The sequence below is a fragment of the Pseudomonas sp. GW460-LB5 genome, assembly GCF_059423245.1.
Genome location: NZ_JBWKXT010000058.1, coordinates 12,892 through 32,737, shown reverse-complemented (window position 1 = coordinate 32,737; position 19,846 = coordinate 12,892). Strand labels below are relative to the sequence as shown.

16 protein-coding genes and 3 tRNA genes are annotated in these 19,846 nt (G+C 63.6%); 2 read left to right on the top strand and 17 right to left on the bottom strand.

What is annotated here, in order from left to right; translation table 11 throughout:
* Positions 1-107: 107 nt before the first annotated feature.
* The 9 genes from AC07XM_RS25695 to leuC form a co-directional block, all read right to left on the bottom strand.
* Positions 108-728: a phosphoribosylanthranilate isomerase gene (locus tag AC07XM_RS25695; RefSeq protein WP_102690268.1), complete on the bottom strand. Its 621-nt coding sequence runs from the start codon at positions 726-728 to the stop codon at positions 108-110.
* A gap of 61 nt (positions 729-789) precedes the next feature.
* On the bottom strand, positions 790-1,650 hold the full coding sequence (gene truA, locus AC07XM_RS25690) for a tRNA pseudouridine(38-40) synthase TruA (protein WP_016485520.1): 861 nt from the start codon (positions 1,648-1,650) through the stop codon (positions 790-792).
* A 70-nt stretch (positions 1,651-1,720) separates the two neighbouring features.
* Positions 1,721-4,474 (bottom strand): motility hub landmark protein FimV, encoded by a 2,754-nt coding sequence (locus tag AC07XM_RS25685; protein ID WP_102690165.1) that lies wholly within the window; start codon positions 4,472-4,474, stop codon positions 1,721-1,723.
* 71 nt (positions 4,475-4,545) lie between these two features.
* Positions 4,546-5,550, bottom strand: a complete 1,005-nt coding sequence (locus AC07XM_RS25680) for an aspartate-semialdehyde dehydrogenase (RefSeq protein WP_016485518.1) — start codon at positions 5,548-5,550, stop codon at positions 4,546-4,548.
* Positions 5,551-5,996: 446 nt separating this feature from the next.
* Positions 5,997-7,109: an aspartate-semialdehyde dehydrogenase gene (asd, locus tag AC07XM_RS25675; RefSeq protein ID WP_016485516.1), complete on the bottom strand. Its 1,113-nt coding sequence runs from the start codon at positions 7,107-7,109 to the stop codon at positions 5,997-5,999.
* A 63-nt stretch (positions 7,110-7,172) separates the two neighbouring features.
* Positions 7,173-8,255: a 3-isopropylmalate dehydrogenase gene (gene leuB / locus AC07XM_RS25670; RefSeq protein WP_013971603.1), complete on the bottom strand. Its 1,083-nt coding sequence runs from the start codon at positions 8,253-8,255 to the stop codon at positions 7,173-7,175.
* A gap of 54 nt (positions 8,256-8,309) precedes the next feature.
* A complete protein-coding gene (locus AC07XM_RS25665; protein ID WP_102690166.1) occupies positions 8,310-9,074 on the bottom strand; it encodes a class I SAM-dependent methyltransferase in 765 nt (254 codons plus the stop codon).
* 91 nt (positions 9,075-9,165) lie between these two features.
* Entirely contained in the window at positions 9,166-9,810 is a 645-nt protein-coding gene (gene leuD, locus AC07XM_RS25660; protein WP_016485514.1) for a 3-isopropylmalate dehydratase small subunit, read from the bottom strand.
* On the bottom strand, positions 9,807-11,240 hold the full coding sequence (gene leuC / locus AC07XM_RS25655; protein ID WP_016485513.1) for a 3-isopropylmalate dehydratase large subunit: 1,434 nt from the start codon (positions 11,238-11,240) through the stop codon (positions 9,807-9,809). Before leuC ends, leuD begins: the two co-directional genes overlap by 4 nt.
* A 131-nt stretch (positions 11,241-11,371) precedes the next feature.
* Here leuC and AC07XM_RS25650 point away from each other — a divergent pair, with 131 nt between their 5' ends.
* Together AC07XM_RS25650 and AC07XM_RS25645 are read left to right on the top strand one after the other, a co-directional pair.
* The gene (locus AC07XM_RS25650) at positions 11,372-12,250 is read left to right on the top strand and encodes a LysR family transcriptional regulator (RefSeq protein WP_016485512.1); all 879 of its coding nucleotides are present in this window, start codon (positions 11,372-11,374) and stop codon (positions 12,248-12,250) included.
* Positions 12,251-12,311: 61 nt separating this feature from the next.
* Positions 12,312-15,608 carry a PAS domain S-box protein gene (locus tag AC07XM_RS25645; protein ID WP_016485511.1) on the top strand — a complete coding sequence of 1,099 codons (3,297 nt, stop codon included), beginning with the start codon at positions 12,312-12,314 and terminating at the stop codon, positions 15,606-15,608.
* Between the two features lie 87 nt (positions 15,609-15,695).
* Here AC07XM_RS25645 and AC07XM_RS25640 read toward each other — a convergent pair whose 3' ends face one another.
* The 8 genes from AC07XM_RS25640 to AC07XM_RS25605 form a co-directional block, all read right to left on the bottom strand.
* Positions 15,696-16,139 carry an Hsp20 family protein gene (locus tag AC07XM_RS25640; protein ID WP_016485510.1) on the bottom strand — a complete coding sequence of 148 codons (444 nt, stop codon included), beginning with the start codon at positions 16,137-16,139 and terminating at the stop codon, positions 15,696-15,698.
* A gap of 163 nt (positions 16,140-16,302) precedes the next feature.
* On the bottom strand, positions 16,303-17,274 hold the full coding sequence (locus tag AC07XM_RS25635; RefSeq protein ID WP_060519118.1) for a tRNA dihydrouridine synthase: 972 nt from the start codon (positions 17,272-17,274) through the stop codon (positions 16,303-16,305).
* Positions 17,275-17,324: 50 nt separating this feature from the next.
* A complete protein-coding gene (locus tag AC07XM_RS25630; protein WP_016485508.1) occupies positions 17,325-17,759 on the bottom strand; it encodes an acyl-CoA thioesterase in 435 nt (144 codons plus the stop codon).
* A 185-nt stretch (positions 17,760-17,944) separates the two neighbouring features.
* Complete coding sequence (locus AC07XM_RS25625) at positions 17,945-18,778, bottom strand: alpha/beta fold hydrolase (protein WP_102690167.1); 834 nt, start codon at positions 18,776-18,778, stop codon at positions 17,945-17,947.
* 15 nt (positions 18,779-18,793) lie between these two features.
* Positions 18,794-19,333: a TetR/AcrR family transcriptional regulator gene (locus AC07XM_RS25620; protein WP_016485506.1), complete on the bottom strand. Its 540-nt coding sequence runs from the start codon at positions 19,331-19,333 to the stop codon at positions 18,794-18,796.
* Between the two features lie 171 nt (positions 19,334-19,504).
* Positions 19,505-19,580, bottom strand: a tRNA-Glu gene (locus AC07XM_RS25615).
* A gap of 42 nt (positions 19,581-19,622) precedes the next feature.
* Positions 19,623-19,698, bottom strand: a tRNA-Ala gene (locus tag AC07XM_RS25610).
* Positions 19,699-19,760: 62 nt separating this feature from the next.
* Positions 19,761-19,836, bottom strand: a tRNA-Glu gene (locus AC07XM_RS25605).
* Positions 19,837-19,846 lie beyond the last annotated feature (10 nt).

The following is a 19,846-nucleotide window of genomic DNA, read 5'->3' as shown; positions in this document are numbered from 1 at the left end:
AGCGTGCCACTCCACCGCTAATGTGTTGTTCCGCCGCCAGCGGCGGCTGCCCCGCAGGGCTGCGAAAGCTATGGACGATGGCGCGCAGCCAGCCGTCACATCTGCCATCACGCCTGTTTCACCGCCTGCATGAAGGCCTCGATTTTCGCCGCGTCCTTGATGCCCTTGGCCTGTTCGACGCCACCACTGACATCCACCGCGTAAGGCCGTACCTGGGCAATGGCCTGGCCAACGTTGTCGGCCGACAGCCCGCCCGCCAAGATGATGGGCTTGCTCAGATGTGCCGGCACCAGTGACCAGTCGAACGCTTCACCGGTTCCCCCGGGTACGCCTGCCACGTAGGTGTCCAGCAGTATGCCGCGAGCCCCCGCATAAAGCTGGCAGGCCGCCTCCAGGTCGTCGCTCGGGCGCACCCGCAGGGCCTTGATCCAGGGGCGGTGATAGCCTTCGCAGTCTTGCGGGGTCTCGTCGCCGTGGAACTGTAGCAGGTCCAGCGCAACCACTTCGAGGATCTCGTTCAGCTCGCAACGCGAGGCGTTGACGAACAGACCGACCGTGGTCACGAACGGCGGCAACTCGGCAATGATCGCCCGCGCCTGGCGCACGTCCACGGCCCGCGGGCTCTTGGCATAGAAGACAAAACCGATGGCATCGGCACCCGCCTCGGCAGCAGCCAGCGCGTCTTCGATACGGGTAATCCCGCAGATCTTGCTGCGAACATTGCTCATGGACAGCGAACCCTGATTGTTACGGTGAAAGGCCGGATGTTAGCAAATGGCTATTCGCCCGTCAGTCGGCCAACGCCTCGTAGCCCGTCAAAAAGTGTGGGCCGATGTAACGCTGGGGCAGCGCATACGCCTCGGGGTACTCCACCTGGACCAGGTAAAGCCCGTACGGATGGGCCGTGACCCCGCCTTCACGGCGGTTGCGCCCTTCCAGCACTTCACGCGCCCAGGTGACCGGGCGCTCGCCGGCGCCAATGGCCGTCAGCACACCGACAATATTACGCACCATGTGGTGCAGGAAAGCCGTGGCGCGCACGTCCAGCACGATCATCTGGCCATGGCGGGTAACGCGCAGGTGGTAGATATGCTTGATCGGCGACTTGGCCTGGCACTGGCTGGCGCGGAAGGCGCTGAAGTCGTGGGTGCCAAGCAGGAACTGCGCGGCTTCGGCCATGCGTTCGACATCCAGCGGGCGGTGGTTCCAGGTCACTTCCTCGGCCAGGTGCGCCGGGCGGATCGGGTCGTTGTAGATGACATAGCGGTAGCGCCGGGCACATGCCTTGAAGCGGGCATGGAAGTCGGCCGGCATCGGCCGCGACCAGACCACGCTGATGTCGTGCGGCAGGTTGAAATTGGTGCCCAGGGTCCAGGCGCGCTCGTCGCGTACGGCACGAGTATCGAAGTGCACGACCTGGCCACAGCCATGCACACCGGCATCGGTTCGCCCGGCACAGATCACCGAAACCGGTTCGTTGGCCACCTTGGACAATGCTTGTTCCAGCGCTTGCTGGACGCTGGGTACTCCGCTGGCCTGGCGCTGCCAGCCGCGGTAGCGGGCGCCCTTGTATTCCACGCCCAGGGCGATACGGGAGTAGCCTTCGGCTGCGGATTCGGCGGTAGCGGTGTCGATGATGTCCAAGCGCATGAAACCTGTGGGGTATACGAAATGGCGGGGATTATAACGACAACGGCAGCCTTGTAGGGCTGTGGGAGCATCAGACCAGGCGAGACAGCATGTCCTCGGCTTCCTGGCGCTGGCTGTCGTCGCCGTCCTTGACCACTTCATCAAGGATGTCGCGGGCCCCCTGATTGTCGCCCATGTCGATGTAGGCGCGGGCAAGGTCGAGCTTGGTGGCCACTTCGTCACTGCCGGAGAAGAAGTCGAAGTCCAGGTCGTCCAATGGCTCGGGTTCAGGCTGCGCAATCGCATCGTCGCTGGTGAAGTGTGGCTCCAGCGATGGCGATTCGAGGCTTTGCGACAGCTTGTCCAGTTCGGCGTTGACGTCGTCCAGCTCCGAGGCAAAGCGCTTGGCGGCAGGCGAATCGTCTTCCAGCGACAGCGACAAGTCGAAATCCGACGGCATGTCGAACTCGGAGACCGGGTCAAACTCCGGCACGCTGTCGAAGGCAGCCAGCTCGGCGGCGATGTCCACCGGGGCCTCCTCCTCGGCTTGCGGGGCGGCCGGGGCAACCGGCTCAGTGACATCGAGGTCGAAATCGGACAGGTCCGCAGCAGGCTGTGGCTCTGCCTGGGCCAGCATGGCCTCGAAATCGGCGTCGGCGTCGGCTTGCAGTTCGGCATCCACGGCAAACGGCTGCTCTTCTGGCTGAATCGCTTCCAGCGCTGGCTCATCCAGCACAGGCTCGGCAATGACCAGCTCGTCGGGTACAGGTTCCTGTGCCGCCGGCTCGTTCAGCAACGGCGCTGCCAGTGGGTCTTCTTCCGGCAGGTCTTCACCCAGACTCAGGTCGAAGGCGCTGTCCAGGTCCTGCTCATCCAGGCCCGGTGCATCGAGGGTCGGCACTTCTTCGAAGGCATCCAGTTCGGCTTCAGGCTCTGCTTGCGCCACAACCTCTGGCTCAGCCTCTACCTGTTGCTCGAACTCAGGCACCTCGCCAGGCACGACATCGGCAACCACCGGCGCCTCAGGCTCGTCGTGCAGCAGCTCCTGCACATACTGCTGATCCATCTCGGCAGCCAGCGCCGCCGCACCCAGGCCGGCGGCGGCCAGGCCGAGCATGGCCGGGTAACGTTCTTTCAGCCCGGCAACCTGGGCAGTGTTGTGCTCGCTGGCCGGCAGCTTGCGCTCCTGTTCGGCGAACGCGCTCTGATCACCCTGGCGGGCGTACACATCCATCAGTTTCAAGCGCAGGTCGTCACGCTCCGGCGCGGCGTCCACAGCGGGCTCCAGCAGTTCGGTGGCGCGATTCAGGCGGCCCTCGGCCAGGCATTGATCCACTTCGGCCAACAGCGCGGCGTGAGGGTCTGCGTACGGCTCAGGCTCGAGTGCTGGCTCGGCGGCTGGCGCTGCCACTTTTTCCGCAGCAACGGCAGCGGCAGCCGAGGCTGCGACCACGGCTGGCGACAGCGTCACGCTCGGCTCCGCGACCTCAACGCCGTCAAGGCTCTCGGTATCGTTGTCGAAACCTGTGCCTTGCTCTTCTTCCAGCGCCCGCGCCATGCGCAGGTGCTTTTCTGCTTCTTGCTGGGCCTTGCGCTTGCGCGCCAGCAGCCACAGCAACAAGGCCAGCACCAGAATGCTGGAGCCGGCAATCAGCCAAAGCAGCCACGGGTTGCCCAGGATCTGGTCAAGTGCGCTGCCCGACTGGCTAGCTGACGCTGGATTGGCGGCCGGCACCGGCTTGGGCGCGGTATCGACGGCAGCAGGTGCAGGCTTGACCGCTGGCTGAGCGGCGGCTGCCGGCTGGGCAGAAGCAGCAGCTGCCACTGCCGGAGCGGCTGCACCCTGGCCTTCCAGGCGCGCCAGCTGATTGTTCTTCAGCTCGATCAGACGCTGCAGCTTGTCCAGCTGGCTCTGCAGGTCGGCCATGCGGCTTTTGAGTTCGTCGTTGTCACGGCGGCTGGTGTCCAGGCTTTCCTGGGCCACGGCCAGCTTGTCGTTGAGTGCCTTGGCCTGGCCGGCACCGGCCTGGCTGCCCGGTGTGACCAGGCGCAGGTTGTCGCCCTGGGCGATGCGCGCCGGGGCGGCTTCGGCGGCGCCACGGCGGGTAGCGTCCAGCTGGCGGGCACGCGGGCCGAGGCGGCGGCCTTCACGCCAGGCGGCGTACTGCTCGGCCACCTCGCGGTTCGCCTCGCCTTGGGCAATGTTCTGGACCTGCTGCTGGTCGGGCAGGCGCAGTACCTGGCCAACCTTCAGCTGGTTGATGTTGTTGCCGATGAAGGCGTCCGGGTTCAGCGCCTGGATCGCGATCATGGTCTGCTGGATCGAGCCACCCTGGGTGTTGCGCGCAGCAATTTGCCACAGGGTATCGCGGCGCTGGGTGGTGTAGTTGCTGGCACCGGTTGTGGCCGGTGTGACATTGCCCGCCGCCGGCTTGTCGCCTTGCGCCTTGGCCTGGTCGAGCAACACGCTGTAGTCACGCAGCAGGCGGCCTTGCGGCCACATGACCTGGACCAGGAACTTGACCACTGGCCCCGGCAGCGGCTGGCTGGAGGTCACCCGCAGCACGCTCTTGCCGTTGGGGTTGATCACCGGTGTGAAGGTCAGGTCTTCGAGGTAGGTCGGAAACGCCACCCCGGCCTTGCTGAACTCTTCCGGTGGCGCCAGGCTCGGCGCCACTTCGGCGGCTTTGAGGTCGCGTACGTCGAGCAATTCGATCTCGGCGTCCAGCGGCTGATTCTGTGCCGACTTCAGGGTCAGCTCCCCCAGGCCCAGCGCATTCGCCATGCCAGACGACAGCGCGGAGGCTGCAGCCATGGCCAGAACCAGTTTGCGAATTCGAAGCATGACCTCTTCCCTTGTATGAATTGTCCCGAAACCTGCAAGCAGAGCAGGACAAAAGTGCTCGCCAGTATCTTTTACGGCATCTGTTTAATCAACAATTGTGCCACTTGCACGGCATTGAGCGCGGCGCCTTTGCGCACGTTGTCGGTGGTCAGCCAGAGGTTGAGCTGCTGGTCTTCATCAACACCGTGACGTACACGACCAACATAGACCACGTCTTGGCCCACTGCGTCACCGACCGGGGTCGGATAATCATCACGCTCCACCCGCTCGACGCTATCGGCTGCCTCCAGCGCTTGGTTGACCGCCTCCAGGTCGACCGGGCGACGGCTCTGCACAGCCACACTGAAGCTATCGCCGAAAAACACCGGGACTTGAACGCAGCTTACGGAAATCTTCAATTCAGGCATGCCGAGCAGCACCCGCAACTCGCTGACCAGGCGGCGCTCCAGCGCTGTATGGCCCTGTTCATCGGCGGCCCCTACCTGGGCCAGCAGGTTGAATGCCACCTGGCGGTCAAAGAAGCGAGGCTCCAGCGGACGGGCATTGAGCAGCTCAGCGGTTTGCCGGGCCAGTTCGCTGACCGCTTCACGGCCTTGAGCAGACACCGCCAACGCGGCCATCACTTGCACCCGCTCAATGTCGAGCAGGCCTTTGAGCGGCGCCAGCGCGACGGCCAGGGCTACAGCGGCCGAGCATGGGCTGATGATGCGCGCTGGCAACGACAGGCCGGCCAGGCGGTCGGCGTTGGCTTCCGGCACCAAGGCCAGGGCGTCGTCCAGGCCACCGGACAGGTCGATCACCGTGCAGCCTGCCTGCAGCGCCTTGCCGGCAAAGCTGCGGCTGACGGCGGCGCCGGTGGCGAAGAAGGCCAGCTTGACCTGGGCAAAGTCGAAGCTGTCGACTTCGCGCACTTTCAGCTTCTTGCCAGCGAACATCACGCTGCTGCCCGCCGATTCCATGCTGGCCAGCAGGTGCAGCGTGGCGACCGGGAATGCGAGTTCTTCGAGGATCTGCACCAAGGCTTCACCGACGCTGCCGGTGGCGCCGACGACGGCGATGTCCAAAGGGTGTGTCATGGTAGGGATCCTCTTGCAGAAAACGGCGGGGGCGGCACTTTACTCGGATTGTAGGGTTTTGTCTGTGCTGGCCGTATCTTCGCCGCTGTGGGTTGCGTGAGGGCTAGCGGGGATGGCTTGGGATTTGCGGTGTTTGTGAGATCGAGCGCCGCCCACGCGGCGCATCGCGACGCAAGGCCGCTCCCACACTTGTTTCGGGCCAGTCCATCCTGCGCCAGGCGCGCGCGACCGCCTTGTATGTACGACGCGATATCGATGCATGCGCCAAGGCCTACGCGCGCGAATCCCACAGGAATAACTGGCCCGAAACAAGTGTGGGAGCGGCCTTGCATCGCGATGCGCCGCGTGGGCGGCGCTCGATCTCACCGGCACCAAAAATGCTGTGGCGAACACTCAAAAAAAACCCGCACTGTCGCCAGCGCGGGTTTTTGGTCAAAGCAGAACGATCAACGCTCCAGCAGAATCCGCAGCATGCGGCGCAGCGGTTCGGCGGCGCCCCACAGCAGCTGGTCACCCACGGTGAACGCGCCCAGGTACTGCGAGCCCATGTTCAGCTTGCGCAGACGGCCAACCGGGATGTTCAGGGTACCGGTGACCTTGGTCGGGGTCAGCTCCTGCATGCTGATTTCACGCTGGTTCGGCACCAGCTTCACCCAAGGGTTGTGCTGGCTGATCATGCCTTCGATGTCGGCGATCGGCACGTCCTTGTTCAGCTTGATGGTCAGCGCCTGGCTGTGGCAACGCATGGCGCCGATGCGCACGCAGATGCCGTCGACCGGGATCGGGCTCTTGAAGCGACCGAGGATCTTGTTGGTCTCGGCCTGGGCTTTCCATTCTTCACGGCTCTGGCCGTTCGGCAGTTCCTTGTCGATCCACGGGATCAGGCTACCGGCCAGTGGCACACCAAAGTTCTCGGTCGGGAAGGCGTCGCTGCGCATGCTCTCGGCAACCTTGCGGTCGATGTCGAGGATGGCGCTGGCCGGGTTGGCCAGGTCGTCGGCAACGGCTGCGTGAGTGGCGCCCATCTGCTTGATCAGCTCGCGCATGTTCTGCGCGCCAGCACCCGAGGCTGCCTGGTAGGTCATGGCGCTCATCCACTCGACCAGGCCGGCTTCGAACAGCCCACCCAGGCCCATCAGCATCAGGCTGACAGTGCAGTTGCCGCCGATATAGTTCTTGGTACCGGCGTCCAGCTGCTGATCAATGACCTTGCGGTTGACCGGGTCGAGGACGATCACCGCATCATCCTGCATGCGCAGGGACGAGGCCGCATCGATCCAGTAACCCTGCCAGCCGGCTTCACGCAGCTTGGGGAAGACCTCGTTGGTGTAGTCGCCGCCCTGGCAGGTCAGGATCACGTCGAGGGTCTTGAGTTCTTCAATCGAATAAGCGTCTTTGAGCGGCGCTGTATCCTTGCCCACGTTCGGGCCTTGGCCGCCGACATTGGAGGTAGTGAAGAACACCGGCTCGATAAGGTCGAAATCCTGCTCCTCCAGCATCCGCTGCATGAGCACGGAACCGACCATGCCGCGCCAACCGATCAGACCTACACGTTTCATCGCAACTACACCTTTGCTAAAAGTGGGCCGCCACCGGGAATTTGGGGTGGCGGGCCAGAGAGATTACAGATTCCGCAGCGCTGCGACTACTGCGTCGCCCATTTCCTGCGTACCAACTTTGCGGCAGCCTTCCGAGAAGATGTCGCCGGTGCGCAGGCCCTGGTCAAGGACCAGGCTGACGGCCTTCTCGATCGCCTCGGCGGCAGCCGACTGATTGAAGCTGTAACGCAGCATCATCGACACCGACAAAATGGTCGCCAGCGGGTTGGCGATGCCAAGGCCGGCGATGTCCGGCGCCGAACCGTGGCACGGCTCGTACATGCCCTTGTTGTCGGCATCCAGCGACGCAGATGGCAGCATGCCGATGGAACCGGTCAGCATGGAAGCTTCATCCGACAGAATGTCACCGAACATGTTGTCGGTCACCATCACGTCGAACTGCTTGGGTGCGCGCACCAGCTGCATGGCAGCGTTGTCGACGTACATGTGGCTCAGTTCGACGTCCGGATAGTCCTTGGCCACGTCTTCGACCACTTCACGCCACAGCTGGCTGGACGCCAGGACGTTGGCCTTGTCCACCGAGCACAGCTTCTTGCCACGTACGCGGGCCATGTCGAAGCCGACACGGGCAATGCGGCGCACTTCGCTTTCACTGTACGGCAGGGTGTCGTAGGCCTGGCGCTCGCCGCCTTCCAGCTCGCGCTGGCCACGCGGGGCACCGAAGTAGATGCCGCCGGTCAGCTCACGGACGATGAGGATGTCCAGGCCCGAAACGATTTCCGGCTTCAGCGACGAGGCATCGGCCAGCTGCGGGTAGAGGATGGCCGGGCGCAGGTTGGCGAACAGGCCCAGTTGCGAACGGATTTTAAGCAGGCCGCGCTCAGGGCGGATGTCACGCTCGATCTTGTCCCACTTCGGGCCACCCACGGCGCCCAGCAGCACGGCATCGGCCTTGCGCGCACGCTCCAGGGTTTCGTCGGCCAGCGGCACGCCATGCTTGTCGATGGCGGCGCCACCGATCACGTCATGTTCCAGGCTGAAGCCAAGCTGGAACTTGTCGTTGGCCAGTTCCAGCACCTTGACCGCTTCGGCCATGATTTCCGGGCCGATACCGTCACCAGGGAGAATCAGAATCTGCTTGCTCATGCTTTCCTCTATCCATTCACGCGGTGCGGCCAAACGGGCCCCACCGAAAAGTGCTTAACGCTCGGCCCACAACACCAGCACATCGGTGCTGAACGAGCCATCGGCCTCGATCTGGTAATACTGCCGTACTTCTTCACCCATGGCTTGCTGCAATTGGCGTATGGCCACGCGCATCGGCTCGGGGGTGCGCATGCGCTCGACCCAGCTGCTGAACTCCAGGCGCAGTGGCTGGCGCGTGTGGCTGCGCACATGCAGGCCGGCTTCGCTGACCTGACGCTGCCATTCGGCGGCGGAGTAGTCGCGCACATGACTGGTGTCGCGCAGCACCTCGACCGTTTGCAGGTAGGTGTCGAGCAGCGGGCTGCCGGGTGACATCACATCGACGAACGCCGCCACGCCACCGGGCTTGAGCACCCGGCGCACTTCGCGCAGGGCCAGGCCCAGGTCGCTCCAGTGGTGGGCCGAGTAGCGGCTGAAGACGAAATCGAACGAAGCATCGGCAAACGGCAGGCGTTCGGCCGCGCCGCGCTCGGTGGTGATGTTGGCCAGGCCGCGCTCGGCGGCAACACTGGCGACCACGTCGAGCATGGCTTGCGAAAGGTCGTAGGCGACCACCTCGGCGACCAGCGGCGCGACGTGGAAGCTGACATGACCGGCACCGCAGCCCAGGTCCAGCACGCGCGCATGGGCCTGCCCTGCCAGCTCAGCCTGCAGCAGGGCGAACTCACTGCCCTGGGCGTGCACGGTGCTGCTGAGGTAGGCGCTGGCCTGTTCGCCGAACTGGCGCTGGACCACGTCGGTGTGGTTGGTGCTGGTCATGGGTGCAGTCCTTTTGATTGTCATCACCAGTACCGGCCTCTTCGCGGGGCAAGCCCGCTCCCACAGAGGCCAGCACTCACAGCTACATCACTCAGGCATCACGGAACAGCCAAGGCTGGCTGGCGCGGTGCTTGCCTTCGAAGGCCTTGATCGCATCGCTGTCCTGCAGGGTCAGGCCGATATCGTCCAGGCCGTTGAGCAGGCAGTGCTTGCGGAACGCATCGATCTCGAAATGCAGCACCTTGCCATCCGGACGTGTCACGGCCTGCGCTTGCAAGTCGATGGTCAGCTGGTAACCCGGGTTGGCTTCGACCTGCTTGAACAACTCGTCGACTTCCTCATCGCTGAGGATGATCGGCAGCAAGCCGTTCTTGAAGCTGTTGTTGAAGAAGATGTCGGCAAAGCTCGGCGCGATCACGCTGCGGAAGCCGTACTCGTCCAGCGCCCACGGGGCGTGCTCACGGCTGGAGCCACAACCGAAGTTTTCCCGCGCCAGCAACACGCTGGCACCCTGGTAGCGTTCGTGGTTGAGCACGAACTCGGTGTTCAGCGGGCGCTTGCTGTTGTCCTGGTAGGGCTGGCCCACGTCCAGGTAACGCCATTCGTCGAACAGGTTAGGGCCAAAGCCGGTGCGCTTGATCGACTTCAAAAACTGCTTGGGGATGATCTGGTCGGTGTCGACGTTGGCACGGTCCAACGGCGCGACGAGGCCAGTGTGCTGGGTAAAGGCTTTCATGCTGCGCTCCCTTGGATCAACTCGCGGACATCGATGAAGTGGCCGGTCACCGCGGCAGCGGCAGCCATGGCCGGGCTGACCAGGTGGGTACGGCCACCGGCCCCCTGACGGCCTTCGAAGTTGCGGTTGGAGGTGGACGCGCAGTGCTCGCCGCTCTCCAGGCGGTCCGGGTTCATCGCCAGGCACATCGAGCAGCCTGGCTCACGCCATTCGAAACCGGCTTCGACAAAGATCTTGTCCAGGCCTTCGCGCTCGGCCTGGGCCTTGACCAGGCCCGAACCTGGCACGACGATGGCTTGCTTGACGGTAGCGGCCACCTTGCGGCCCTTGGCGATTTCGGCTGCGGCGCGCAGGTCTTCGATACGCGAGTTGGTGCACGAGCCGATGAACACGCGGTCCAGCTGAATATCGGTGATCGCCTGGTTGGCGGTCAGGCCCATGTACTTCAGGGCACGCTCGATCGAACCACGCTTGACCAGGTCGGCTTCGGCAGCCGGGTCCGGCACGCGCTGATCGACGGCCAGGACCATCTCGGGCGAGGTGCCCCAGCTGACCTGTGGCTTGATCTGGCTGGCATCGAGCTCGACCACGGTGTCGAACACGGCATCGTCATCCGACACCAGGTCTTTCCAAGACTCGACCGCTTGTTCCCACTGCTCGCCCTTCGGCGCATACGGGCGGCCTTCAACGTAGGCAACGGTGGTGGCGTCAGTGGCCACCAGGCCCACGCGGGCACCGGCCTCGATGGACATGTTGCAAATGGTCATGCGGCCTTCCATCGACAATTCGCGGATGGCGCTGCCGGCAAACTCCATGGCGTGGCCATTGCCACCCGCGGTGCCGATTTTGCCGATCACGGCCAGGACGATGTCCTTGGCGGTAACGCCGGCAGGCAATTGGCCTTCCACGCGCACCAGCATGTTCTTCATCTTTTTGGCGACCAGGCACTGGGTGGCGAGCACGTGCTCGACCTCGGAGGTGCCAATGCCGTGGGCCAGGGCACCGAAAGCGCCATGGGTGGACGTGTGCGAGTCACCGCAGACCACGGTCATGCCGGGCAAGGTGGCGCCCTGCTCGGGGCTGATGACGTGAACGATGCCCTGGCGTTCGTCATTCATCTTGAATTCGACGATGCCGTATTCGTCACAGTTTTCGTCAAGGGTCTGCACCTGCAGGCGCGACACCTGGTCGACGATGGCCTCGATGCCGCCCTTGCGCTCTGGCGTGGTCGGCACGTTGTGGTCGGGGGTGGCGATGTTGGTGTCGATGCGCCACGGTTTGCGGTTGGCCAGGCGCAGGCCTTCAAAGGCCTGGGGAGACGTCACTTCGTGGATGATGTGGCGGTCGATGTAGATCAAGGACGAGCCGTCATCACGGCGCTTGACCTCATGGGCTTCCCAGAGTTTGTCGTAGAGCGTTTTGCCAGCCATCAGACTGTTCCTCATCAGCGTCTTTCTATGCCAAAGACCCCTTGGCTTGTACGGACGATGCTAGGGGGTTAGATTGAATAACTCAAATTCATAATTTTTATGCTTTGGATAACCCAAAGGAATACAACCCCATGGACCTGGCCAACCTCAGTGCCTTTATCGCCATTGCCGAAACCGGCAGTTTTTCCGGGGCCGCCGACCGGCTGTTCCTGACCCAACCGGCCATCAGCAAACGCATCGCCGGGCTGGAACAGCAACTGGGTGTGCGCCTGTTCGACCGCCTGGGCCGCGAGGTCACCCTGACCGAGGCCGGGCGCGCCCTGCTGCCACGGGCCTACCAGATTCTCAATGTGCTTGATGATACCCGACGGGCGCTGACCAACCTGACCGGGGCCGTGAGCGGTCGTCTGACCCTGGCCACCAGCCACCACATCGGCCTGCACCGCCTGCCTCCATTGCTGCGGGCCTTCACCCGCCAGTACCCGGCGGTGGCGCTGGATATTCAGTTTCTGGATTCAGAACAGGCCTACGACGAAATTCTGCATGGCCGTGCCGAGATTGCCGTGATCACCCTGGCGCCCGACCCGCACCACCTGATCAAGGCCGTACCGGTGTGGGACGACGCCCTGGACTTTGTCGCCGCGCCCGAGCACCCGCTGGCCAACAACCGTACAGTCAGCCTGGCTGATGTGGCCCGCCACCCGGCGGTATTCCCCGGCGGCAACACCTTTACCCACCATATTGTCCAGCGCCTGTTCGAAAGCCAGGGCCTGACGCCGAACATCGCCATGAGCACCAACTACCTGGAAACCATCAAGATGATGGTATCGATCGGGCTGGCCTGGAGTGTATTGCCACGCACCATGCTCGACGAACAGGTTGCACCCATCGCATTACCGGGCATACAGCTGTCACGCCAGCTAGGCTACATCTTGCACACGGAGCGTACGCTGTCGAACGCGGCCAGGGCTTTCATGGCCCTGCTCGACAGCCACGCAGGGCCGGCCTGACCGGCCGTCAGCCCGGCACATCCAATTCAAGGACGCGTCATACGCCAAAGGTCTGGTACCGATGCCCAAATCAGCAAACCGCTTTTTGCGCCTGCCGCGTATTCCTGCGGCCGATCCCCAAGAGTCGGAGCAGGCCTGGCAGAACGCCCCACAACTGCTGGCCGCGCTCAATGGCGCGCGCCTGGGGGCCTGGCTATGGGACATCGATAGCGGCCGGGTCAGCTGGTCACGAGGCACCCAGGCGCTGTTCGGCTTCGACCCGCAGCGACCGTTGCCCGCCGATGTCGACTACCTCGACTTGCTGCCCGAGGAAGACCGCGCCCGCACCCGCCAGGTGTTCCAGGCCGTGTTCAACGGCGAGCCGGTGGAACAGGCCATGCGTCACCGCATTCGCTGGCCTGACGGCAGCCTGCACTGGCTGGAGATCAACGGCAGCCTGACCCACGACCAGCATGGGCGCCCGCAGATGATCGGGGTGATCCGCGAAATCACCCGCCAGCGCGAGCGGGAAACAGCGCTGATCAATTCGGAAAAGCGCTTCGCCACCCTGTTCCACCTCAGCCCCAACGCCATTTTGCTGACCCGCCGCCACGACGGCATGATCTTCGAGGTCAACCAGCATTTCGAAGACATGTTCGGCTGGCCTGGCAGCCAGGTGATCGGCAAGACCAGCCTGGAGTTGGGCCTGTGGGTCCACCCCGAACAGCGTCACCAGGTGATGGAGTCGACCCGCGCCAATGGCGGCCCGCTCATCATGGAGGTGCAGTTCCGTGCCTCCAGCGGCAAGGTGCACGACGGCATCCTCTGCACCCAGGGTATCGAACTGGAGGGCATCACCTTCCTGATCAGCACGTTCGTCGACACCACCGAACGCAAGCGCGCCGAGCAGGCCCTGAAGGACAGCCAGGAACGGCTGGACCTGGCCCTGGACTCGGCGCAGCTGGGCACCTGGGACTGGCATATCCCCAGCGGCATGCTCTACGGTTCGGCCCGCGCCGCGCAGCTTCACGGCCTGCCGCCCACCCCTTTTCACGAGTCGTTCGATGCGTTTTTCGAGGGGGTGCCGGAACAGGAGCGCAACTCGATGCGCCAGGCCTACCGCAGCCTGCGCGAAGGGCCCGCTGGCAACTACCAGATTACCTACCGGGTGCAGCTGGAGAACGGCATTTCGCGCTATATCGAAAGCCGCGCACGCCTGTACCGCGACGAACAGGGCAACCCGCTGCGCATGGCCGGCACCTTGCTCGACATTACCGACCAGGTGGAGCGCGAGCAGCGCCTGAGCGCCTCGGAAGAGAAGTTCGCCAGCCTTTTCCAGGTCAGCCCCGACCCAATCTGCGTTACCCGCCAGGACACCGGCCAGTTCATCGAGATCAACCCCGCGTTCAGCCAGACCTTTGGCTGGGGCAGCGACCAGGTGATTGGCCGCACAGCCGAGGAAATCGGCTTGTGGGCCGAGTCCATCGAACGTGCGCAACGTATCGAGCGGGTCATCCGCGAACAGGCCCTGAGCAACGTTGCCGTGGTGGTCAACCACCGCGACGGCGCGCCGCTGACCTGTGTGATCTCCAGCCGCCTGATCACCGTCGACGACCAGCCCTGCAGCGTTACCACCCTGCGCGACATCACCCAGCAACAACGCGCCGAGGCGGCGCTGCAGTCCAGCGAGGAAAAGTTCGCCAAGGCCTTCCACTCCAGCCCCGACGCCATCACCATCACCGAACGCCACAGCGGCCGCTACCTGGAAATCAACGATGGCTTCTGCCGCCTGACAGGCTACAGTGCCGCCGATGTGGTCGGCCACACGGTATATGAGATCGGTATCTGGGCCGATGACAAGCAGCGCAGCGCGTTGCTGGCCGAGTTGCGCGAGCGCGGCCGGGTGCATCACCGGGAAATGCTTGGGCGTAACAAGCGCGGCGATATCCTCACCGTGGAAGTTTCTGTCGAGCCGATCACCCTCAACGAAGTCGACTGCCTGCTGCTGACCGCACGCGACGTCAGCCAGTTGAAAAACGCCCAGGCGCAAATACGCCATCTGGCCTACCACGATCCGCTGACCAACCTGCCCAACCGTGCCCTGCTGATGGACCGCCTGAGCCAGCAGATTGCCCTGCTCAAGCGCCACAACTTGCGCGGCGCCCTGCTGTTCCTCGATCTCGACCACTTCAAACACATCAACGACTCGCTGGGCCATCCGGTGGGCGACGCGGTGCTGAAGATCATCACCGCACGCCTGGAAGCCAGTGTGCGCCTGGAAGACACCGTGGCCCGACTGGGTGGCGACGAGTTCGTGGTATTGCTCAGCGGACTGGAAGGCAGCCGTGAGCTGGTAGAGGAAAAAGTGCGTGAACTGGCCGACACGCTGCGTGAGCTGTTGGCCGAACCGATGTCGCTGGATGGCCAGCGCCTGCAAGTGACGCCCAGCATCGGCGTGGCGCTGATCCCCGACCACGGCACCACGCCGGCCGATCTGCTCAAGCGTGCCGATATCGCCCTTTACCGGGCAAAGGACTCTGGGCGCAACACCACCCAGTTGTTCCACACCACCATGCAGAAGGCCGCCAGCGAACGCCTGCGCATGGAAAACGACCTGCGCCTGGCCTTGGCCCGCGGTGAACTGGCGTTGTACTTCCAGCCGCAGGTGGATGCCCGCGACAACCGCATCGTCGGCGCCGAGGTGCTGCTGCGCTGGCATCACCCGCAACTCGGCCAGCAGCCGCCCTCGCAGTTCATCCAGGTGCTGGAAGAAAGCGGCCTGATCCTGGAGGTTGGCAGCTGGATCCTTGACGAAGCCTGCGATGCTTGCGCGCACATGCTGGCCGACGGCCTGATCGACGCGGATGATTTCAGCCTGTGCGTGAACATCAGCCCTCGGCAGTTCCGCCAAAACGACTTTGTCGGGCGCGTGCTGCGCAGCCTGGACGACTATCGGCTGCCACGACACATGCTCAAGCTGGAAATCACCGAAGGCATCGTCATCCAGAACCTGGAAGACACCATCAGCAAAATGCGCGAACTGAAGCACTACGGGGTGAGTTTTGCCATGGATGACTTCGGCACTGGCTATTCATCGCTGACCTACCTCAAGCGCCTGCCGGTCGATGCGCTGAAGATCGACCAGACCTTTGTGCGCGATGCACCGATCGACCCCAACGACGCCGAAATCGTCCGCGCCATTGTCGCCATGGCCCGCAGCCTGGACCTGGCGGTGATTGCCGAGGGGGTCGAACTGACTGAACAGCTTGAGTTTCTGGAACGGCTGGGCTGTCACCTGTATCAGGGCTACCTGCACAGCCGGCCGTTGCCGTTGCCAGAGTTTCGCAAGCTGTTGCTGGAAGCGCCGGCAGACTACTGATCGCCTGGCTGCCAGCGCCTGCACGGTAGCGCGTCAGGAGCACAAAAAAGGGCACCCCTGGGGGTGCCCTTCTTCATCGCAGCGTGATCAGTTCAGCGCTGGTTTGTCGCCATTGATCGGGATGCGCTTGGCCTTGGCTTCTTCAGGCACGATGCGCAGCAGGTCGATGCTGAGCAGGCCGTTGGCCAGGCCGGCGGCTTTCACTTCGATATGGTCAGCCAGGCGGAACGACAGCTTGAAGGCGCGTTGCGCGATACCCTGATGCAGGTAGGTCACTTCAGCGGCGCCATTGTCGCGCTTGCCACCGGTCACGGTCAGGACACCTTTCTCAACCTGCAGGTCGAGGTCCTCCTCTTGGAAACCGGCTGCGGCTACTACGATGCGATAGTGGTCCTCGCCATGTTTTTCCACGTTGTAGGGCGGGTAGCTGCTACCGGCCTCATTACGTGCCGCGGATTCGAACAGGTCGTTGAAACGGTCGAAACCAACGGAATGGCGGAACAGTGGAGCAAGAGAGAAAGCGGTAGTCATGGTCATAAACTCCTGAGATTCAGCAAGTAAGTCATTACGCGACCCGGCTTCGGCATCGCGTACTCAAAAGATATGGCCGAGGGAAAAGCTTTCAAGGGGCAATGATAAAAAAATTTGAAATCGGTGTAGCCCTTTTCGCGGGCATGCCAGCGAGGAGGCCAGCTCAGGCAACACAGGCCTCCAAAGCCTGCACCTCAACCCCCAGCAACCGGCTGATCCGCGCGCAGTCATCTTCCCGGCGCAACTCGGCAAACAGCACCACCGCTTCGGGGTAACTGCGGGTCAGCATGGCCAGCCATTGCTTCATCCGCCCCGGTGCATAACGCGGTGACAGTTTGGCCTGGGCCTGACGCCAGAACTCGCGCAACAACGGCAGCAGGTCATCCCAGCTCATCGGCTGATAGTCCCGCCCATCACGGGCTGCGGCAATCTGCAGACCCAGGTCCGGGCGCGATACCAGGCCACGGCCCAGCATGATGTCCTCGGCCCCGCTGACCTCACGGCACCGCCGCCAGTCATCAACAGTCCAGATCTCGCCATTGGCGAACACCGGCACCTTGACCACATCCTGCACCCGCGCCACCCATTCCCAGTGCGCCGGCGGCTTGTAGCCCTCGACCTTGGTCCGCGCATGCACCACCAGATGCGCCGAGCCCCCCTCTGCCAATGCCGTGGCACACTCAAGCGCGCCGTCGGGGCTGTCGAAACCCAGGCGCATCTTCGAGGTTACCGGGATATGCGCCGGCACTGCGCGGCGCACCTCCCGCACGATGGCGTGCAGCAACTCCGGCTCTTTGAGCAGCACGGCACCGCCACGTGACTTGTTCACGGTCTTGGCCGGGCAGCCGAAGTTCAGGTCGATCACTGGCGCACCCAGCTCACAGGCCAGCGCCGCGTTTTCCGCCAGGCACACCGGGTCCGACCCCAGCAACTGCACGCGCATGGGCACCCCAGCAGCCGTACGCGCGCCCTGGCGCAGCTCGGGCGCCAGCTTGTCGAACGAGGACGGCGGCAGCAGGCGGTCGCACACGCGAATGAACTCGGTGACGCACCAGTCGATACCGCCCACACGGGTCAATACGTCGCGCAGGATGTTGTCAACCAGCCCCTCCATGGGGGCCAGGGCAATTTGCATGTCGGGGTCTCGGTGAAAAAGCCGGCAGTCTAACAAAAATTGTCGACGATTCAGGTGCCGATCAGCGCCGGACCGTAGCCATCTACGAATTCCGCCGGCATGCGCCTGGGCTTGCCGCTGGACAGCTCGATGCAGGCAAAGGTGGTGTGCGCACGCAGCAGGGTTACGCCGTCACGCGGGCGCTTGAGCTGAAAGCGCCGGGTCATGCGCAGGCGCTGATCCCAGTCGATGATCCAGGTGGCCAGTTGCAGCTCGTCGTCCTCGTAGGCGGCGGCCAGGTAATCGATTTCGTGACGCACCACCGCCATCGCCCGATCCAGGCGCCGATACTCCGCCAAGTCCAGCCCCAGGCGCTGGGAGTGGCGCCAGGCGCAACGCTCCAGCCACGTGACGTAGACCGCGTTGTTGGCATGACCAAGGCCGTCGATGTCCTCGCTGCTGACGCGCAGGTCGATGACGAAGGGTGTTGCCAGGTCCCAGCTCATGTTCGCTTCCTTGGCACAAAAGGCGATTTAGCAGCGACCTGCAGGGCAATGTCCAGCCCCTGCGCAAGATTTACCGGCCTCATCGCCGGCAAGCCAGCTCCCACAAAAACCGCGCAGGACTCCAGGTTTGCGCCGTACCTGTGGGAGCTGGCTTGCCGGCAATGAGGCCAGCACAGGCAACACCATCAGGCGGTTTGCCGCGCTGGCTCGTCAGCCCGGGCCAGCAATTCGAGCACGGCCACACTCAGCCGCGGATCGGCCAGCACCCGCTGGTGGCCGCCCTCCTCCAACATCAGCAAACGGCTATCGAACCAGGCCTTATGAATGACCTGGGCTTCATCGGCGGCCACGAGGGCGTCATCGGCGGCATGCACCACCAACCCCGGAAGCTCAAGCTGGTAACCGGTCACATCCAGCCGCGCAATCTGCATGCCCACGTCCCGCTCCACCTGGCGTATGAAAGCCGCCCGCGCCCGCGCCGGCATCCCCAGGCGATGAGCAAAGCCACGCAACACACCCAGTAGCCGCGCCGGGGCAGCAATGCTCACAGCCGCTTCCGTGCGCAACCCCATCTGCAGGGCCAGCAGCACACTGGCACCCCCCATCGAGTGGCCAATGACCGCACGCAGCGGCGGCAGCTCTGCAGCGGCCTCCAGCAGTGCCCGGGCAAACAGCACCACATTTGCCTGCTCGCCCGGCGAACGGCCATGGCCCGGCCCTTCCAGCGACACCACCGTGTGCCCGGCCTGGACCAAGGTCTCGATCAAAGCGGCAAACTGGGTCGGGCGCCCTTCCCAACCATGCATCAGCAACACGGTCGGCCCTTTGCCCCAGCGCAAGGCAGACAAGCCGAAGCGCAGGGTGATGCGTTCGGCGCTGGCCAGCGCGGGCAACTCCCATTCCCTAGGTGGCAGGTTGCGCGGGGTCATGAAGGCACGGCGCATCTTGTCCGCGACATGCTCAGGGGCCAGCCGGCCCAGGGTGCCATTGACACCACGAATCCAGCTCAGGGTAGTCATCGCCATGCTCCAGGGTTAAAGCACCGCCGATTTGGCGGCGCGCAGAATACGGTCAGAAAGTTCACCGGTACCCAAGGCACGGGCCAGGGCAAGGCCGCCAACCATGAGCGCCAGATCAGCCAGGGCCTTGTCGGCATCTTCAGGCCGGTCGACCATGGCGGCAGTCATCAGCTCGATGTGCTCAGCCAATACCTCGCGGAACGCCTCTGGCAGGCGCTGCATCTCGCCCAGCGAGTTGGGCAGCGGGCAAGCGTGCACTTCGGCATCCCGGTGCTTGCGCGACAGGTAAAAGGCACTGGCCAGCGCCCGCCGCCCTGCACCATCGAGGCTGGGGTCGATCTGGGCGAGCAAGGCGCGGCGCTCACCCAGCAGCTGGCGAAACGCTTCGAGCATCAGCTCGTCCTTGCTGTCAAAGTGGGCATAGAAACCACCGACGGTCAGGCCTGCCGCCCCCATCACCTGGCTAACACTGGGCTCGGCCGGGCCGTGCTGGATCAGCGCACTGCGCGCTGCTTCCAGGATGCGTTCGCGGGTTCTGCTCTTCTTGTCGCTCATCAGGCATCCGCCATTCAAAATATGATGCTTGAAATATTATGCATATCATATTTTTTGGCAAGCAAAATTTTACGCCGCTGGTCAGCTGCGATTTTTCGGAAGGGAGAAAAAACAAAAGGCCCATTCAATAAGCGAATGAGCCTTTAAAATCCCGCAAAACGCGGGTAAATGTGGCGTCCCCTAGGGGACTCGAACCCCTGTTACCGCCGTGAAAGGGCGGTGTCCTAGGCCACTAGACGAAGGGGACGTAACCTTCGCGAAGATCCACTTACGTGAACCCTGGCAGAAATGGTGGAGCTAAGCGGGATCGAACCGCTGACCTCCTGCATGCCATGCAGGCGCTCTCCCAGCTGAGCTATAGCCCCGAAACAAAAGGCTCATCAATAATCGACGAGCCTTTTTAAGCCCTGCAAAACGCAGGAAAAAGTGGCGTCCCCTAGGGGACTCGAACCCCTGTTACCGCCGTGAAAGGGCGGTGTCCTAGGCCACTAGACGAAGGGGACGTAACCTTCG

Excerpts from the sequence above, each read along its gene's own strand:
- AC07XM_RS25665 (WP_102690166.1), bottom strand. The coding sequence starts at position 9,074 with ATGACCAGCACCAACCACACCGACGTGGTCCAGCGCCAGTTCGGCGAA.
- AC07XM_RS25680 (WP_016485518.1), bottom strand. The coding sequence starts at position 5,550 with ATGACACACCCTTTGGACATCGCCGTCGTCGGCGCCACCGGCAGCGTC.
- truA (WP_016485520.1), bottom strand. The coding sequence starts at position 1,650 with ATGCGCTTGGACATCATCGACACCGCTACCGCCGAATCCGCAGCCGAA.
- AC07XM_RS25640 (WP_016485510.1), bottom strand. The coding sequence starts at position 16,139 with ATGACTACCGCTTTCTCTCTTGCTCCACTGTTCCGCCATTCCGTTGGT.
- AC07XM_RS25625 (WP_102690167.1), bottom strand. The coding sequence starts at position 18,778 with ATGACTACCCTGAGCTGGATTCGTGGTGTCAATGGCACCCTGGGCCGG.
- AC07XM_RS25630 (WP_016485508.1), bottom strand. The coding sequence starts at position 17,759 with ATGAGCTGGGACCTGGCAACACCCTTCGTCATCGACCTGCGCGTCAGC.
- asd (WP_016485516.1), bottom strand. The coding sequence starts at position 7,109 with ATGAAACGTGTAGGTCTGATCGGTTGGCGCGGCATGGTCGGTTCCGTG.
- AC07XM_RS25650 (WP_016485512.1), top strand. The coding sequence starts at position 11,372 with ATGGACCTGGCCAACCTCAGTGCCTTTATCGCCATTGCCGAAACCGGC.
- leuD (WP_016485514.1), bottom strand. The coding sequence starts at position 9,810 with ATGAAAGCCTTTACCCAGCACACTGGCCTCGTCGCGCCGTTGGACCGT.
- AC07XM_RS25685 (WP_102690165.1), bottom strand. The coding sequence starts at position 4,474 with ATGCTTCGAATTCGCAAACTGGTTCTGGCCATGGCTGCAGCCTCCGCG.
- AC07XM_RS25695 (WP_102690268.1), bottom strand. The coding sequence starts at position 728 with ATGAGCAATGTTCGCAGCAAGATCTGCGGGATTACCCGTATCGAAGAC.
- AC07XM_RS25620 (WP_016485506.1), bottom strand. The coding sequence starts at position 19,333 with ATGAGCGACAAGAAGAGCAGAACCCGCGAACGCATCCTGGAAGCAGCG.
- AC07XM_RS25645 (WP_016485511.1), top strand. The coding sequence starts at position 12,312 with ATGCCCAAATCAGCAAACCGCTTTTTGCGCCTGCCGCGTATTCCTGCG.
- leuB (WP_013971603.1), bottom strand. The coding sequence starts at position 8,255 with ATGAGCAAGCAGATTCTGATTCTCCCTGGTGACGGTATCGGCCCGGAA.
- AC07XM_RS25635 (WP_060519118.1), bottom strand. The coding sequence starts at position 17,274 with ATGCAAATTGCCCTGGCCCCCATGGAGGGGCTGGTTGACAACATCCTG.
- leuC (WP_016485513.1), bottom strand. The coding sequence starts at position 11,240 with ATGGCTGGCAAAACGCTCTACGACAAACTCTGGGAAGCCCATGAGGTC.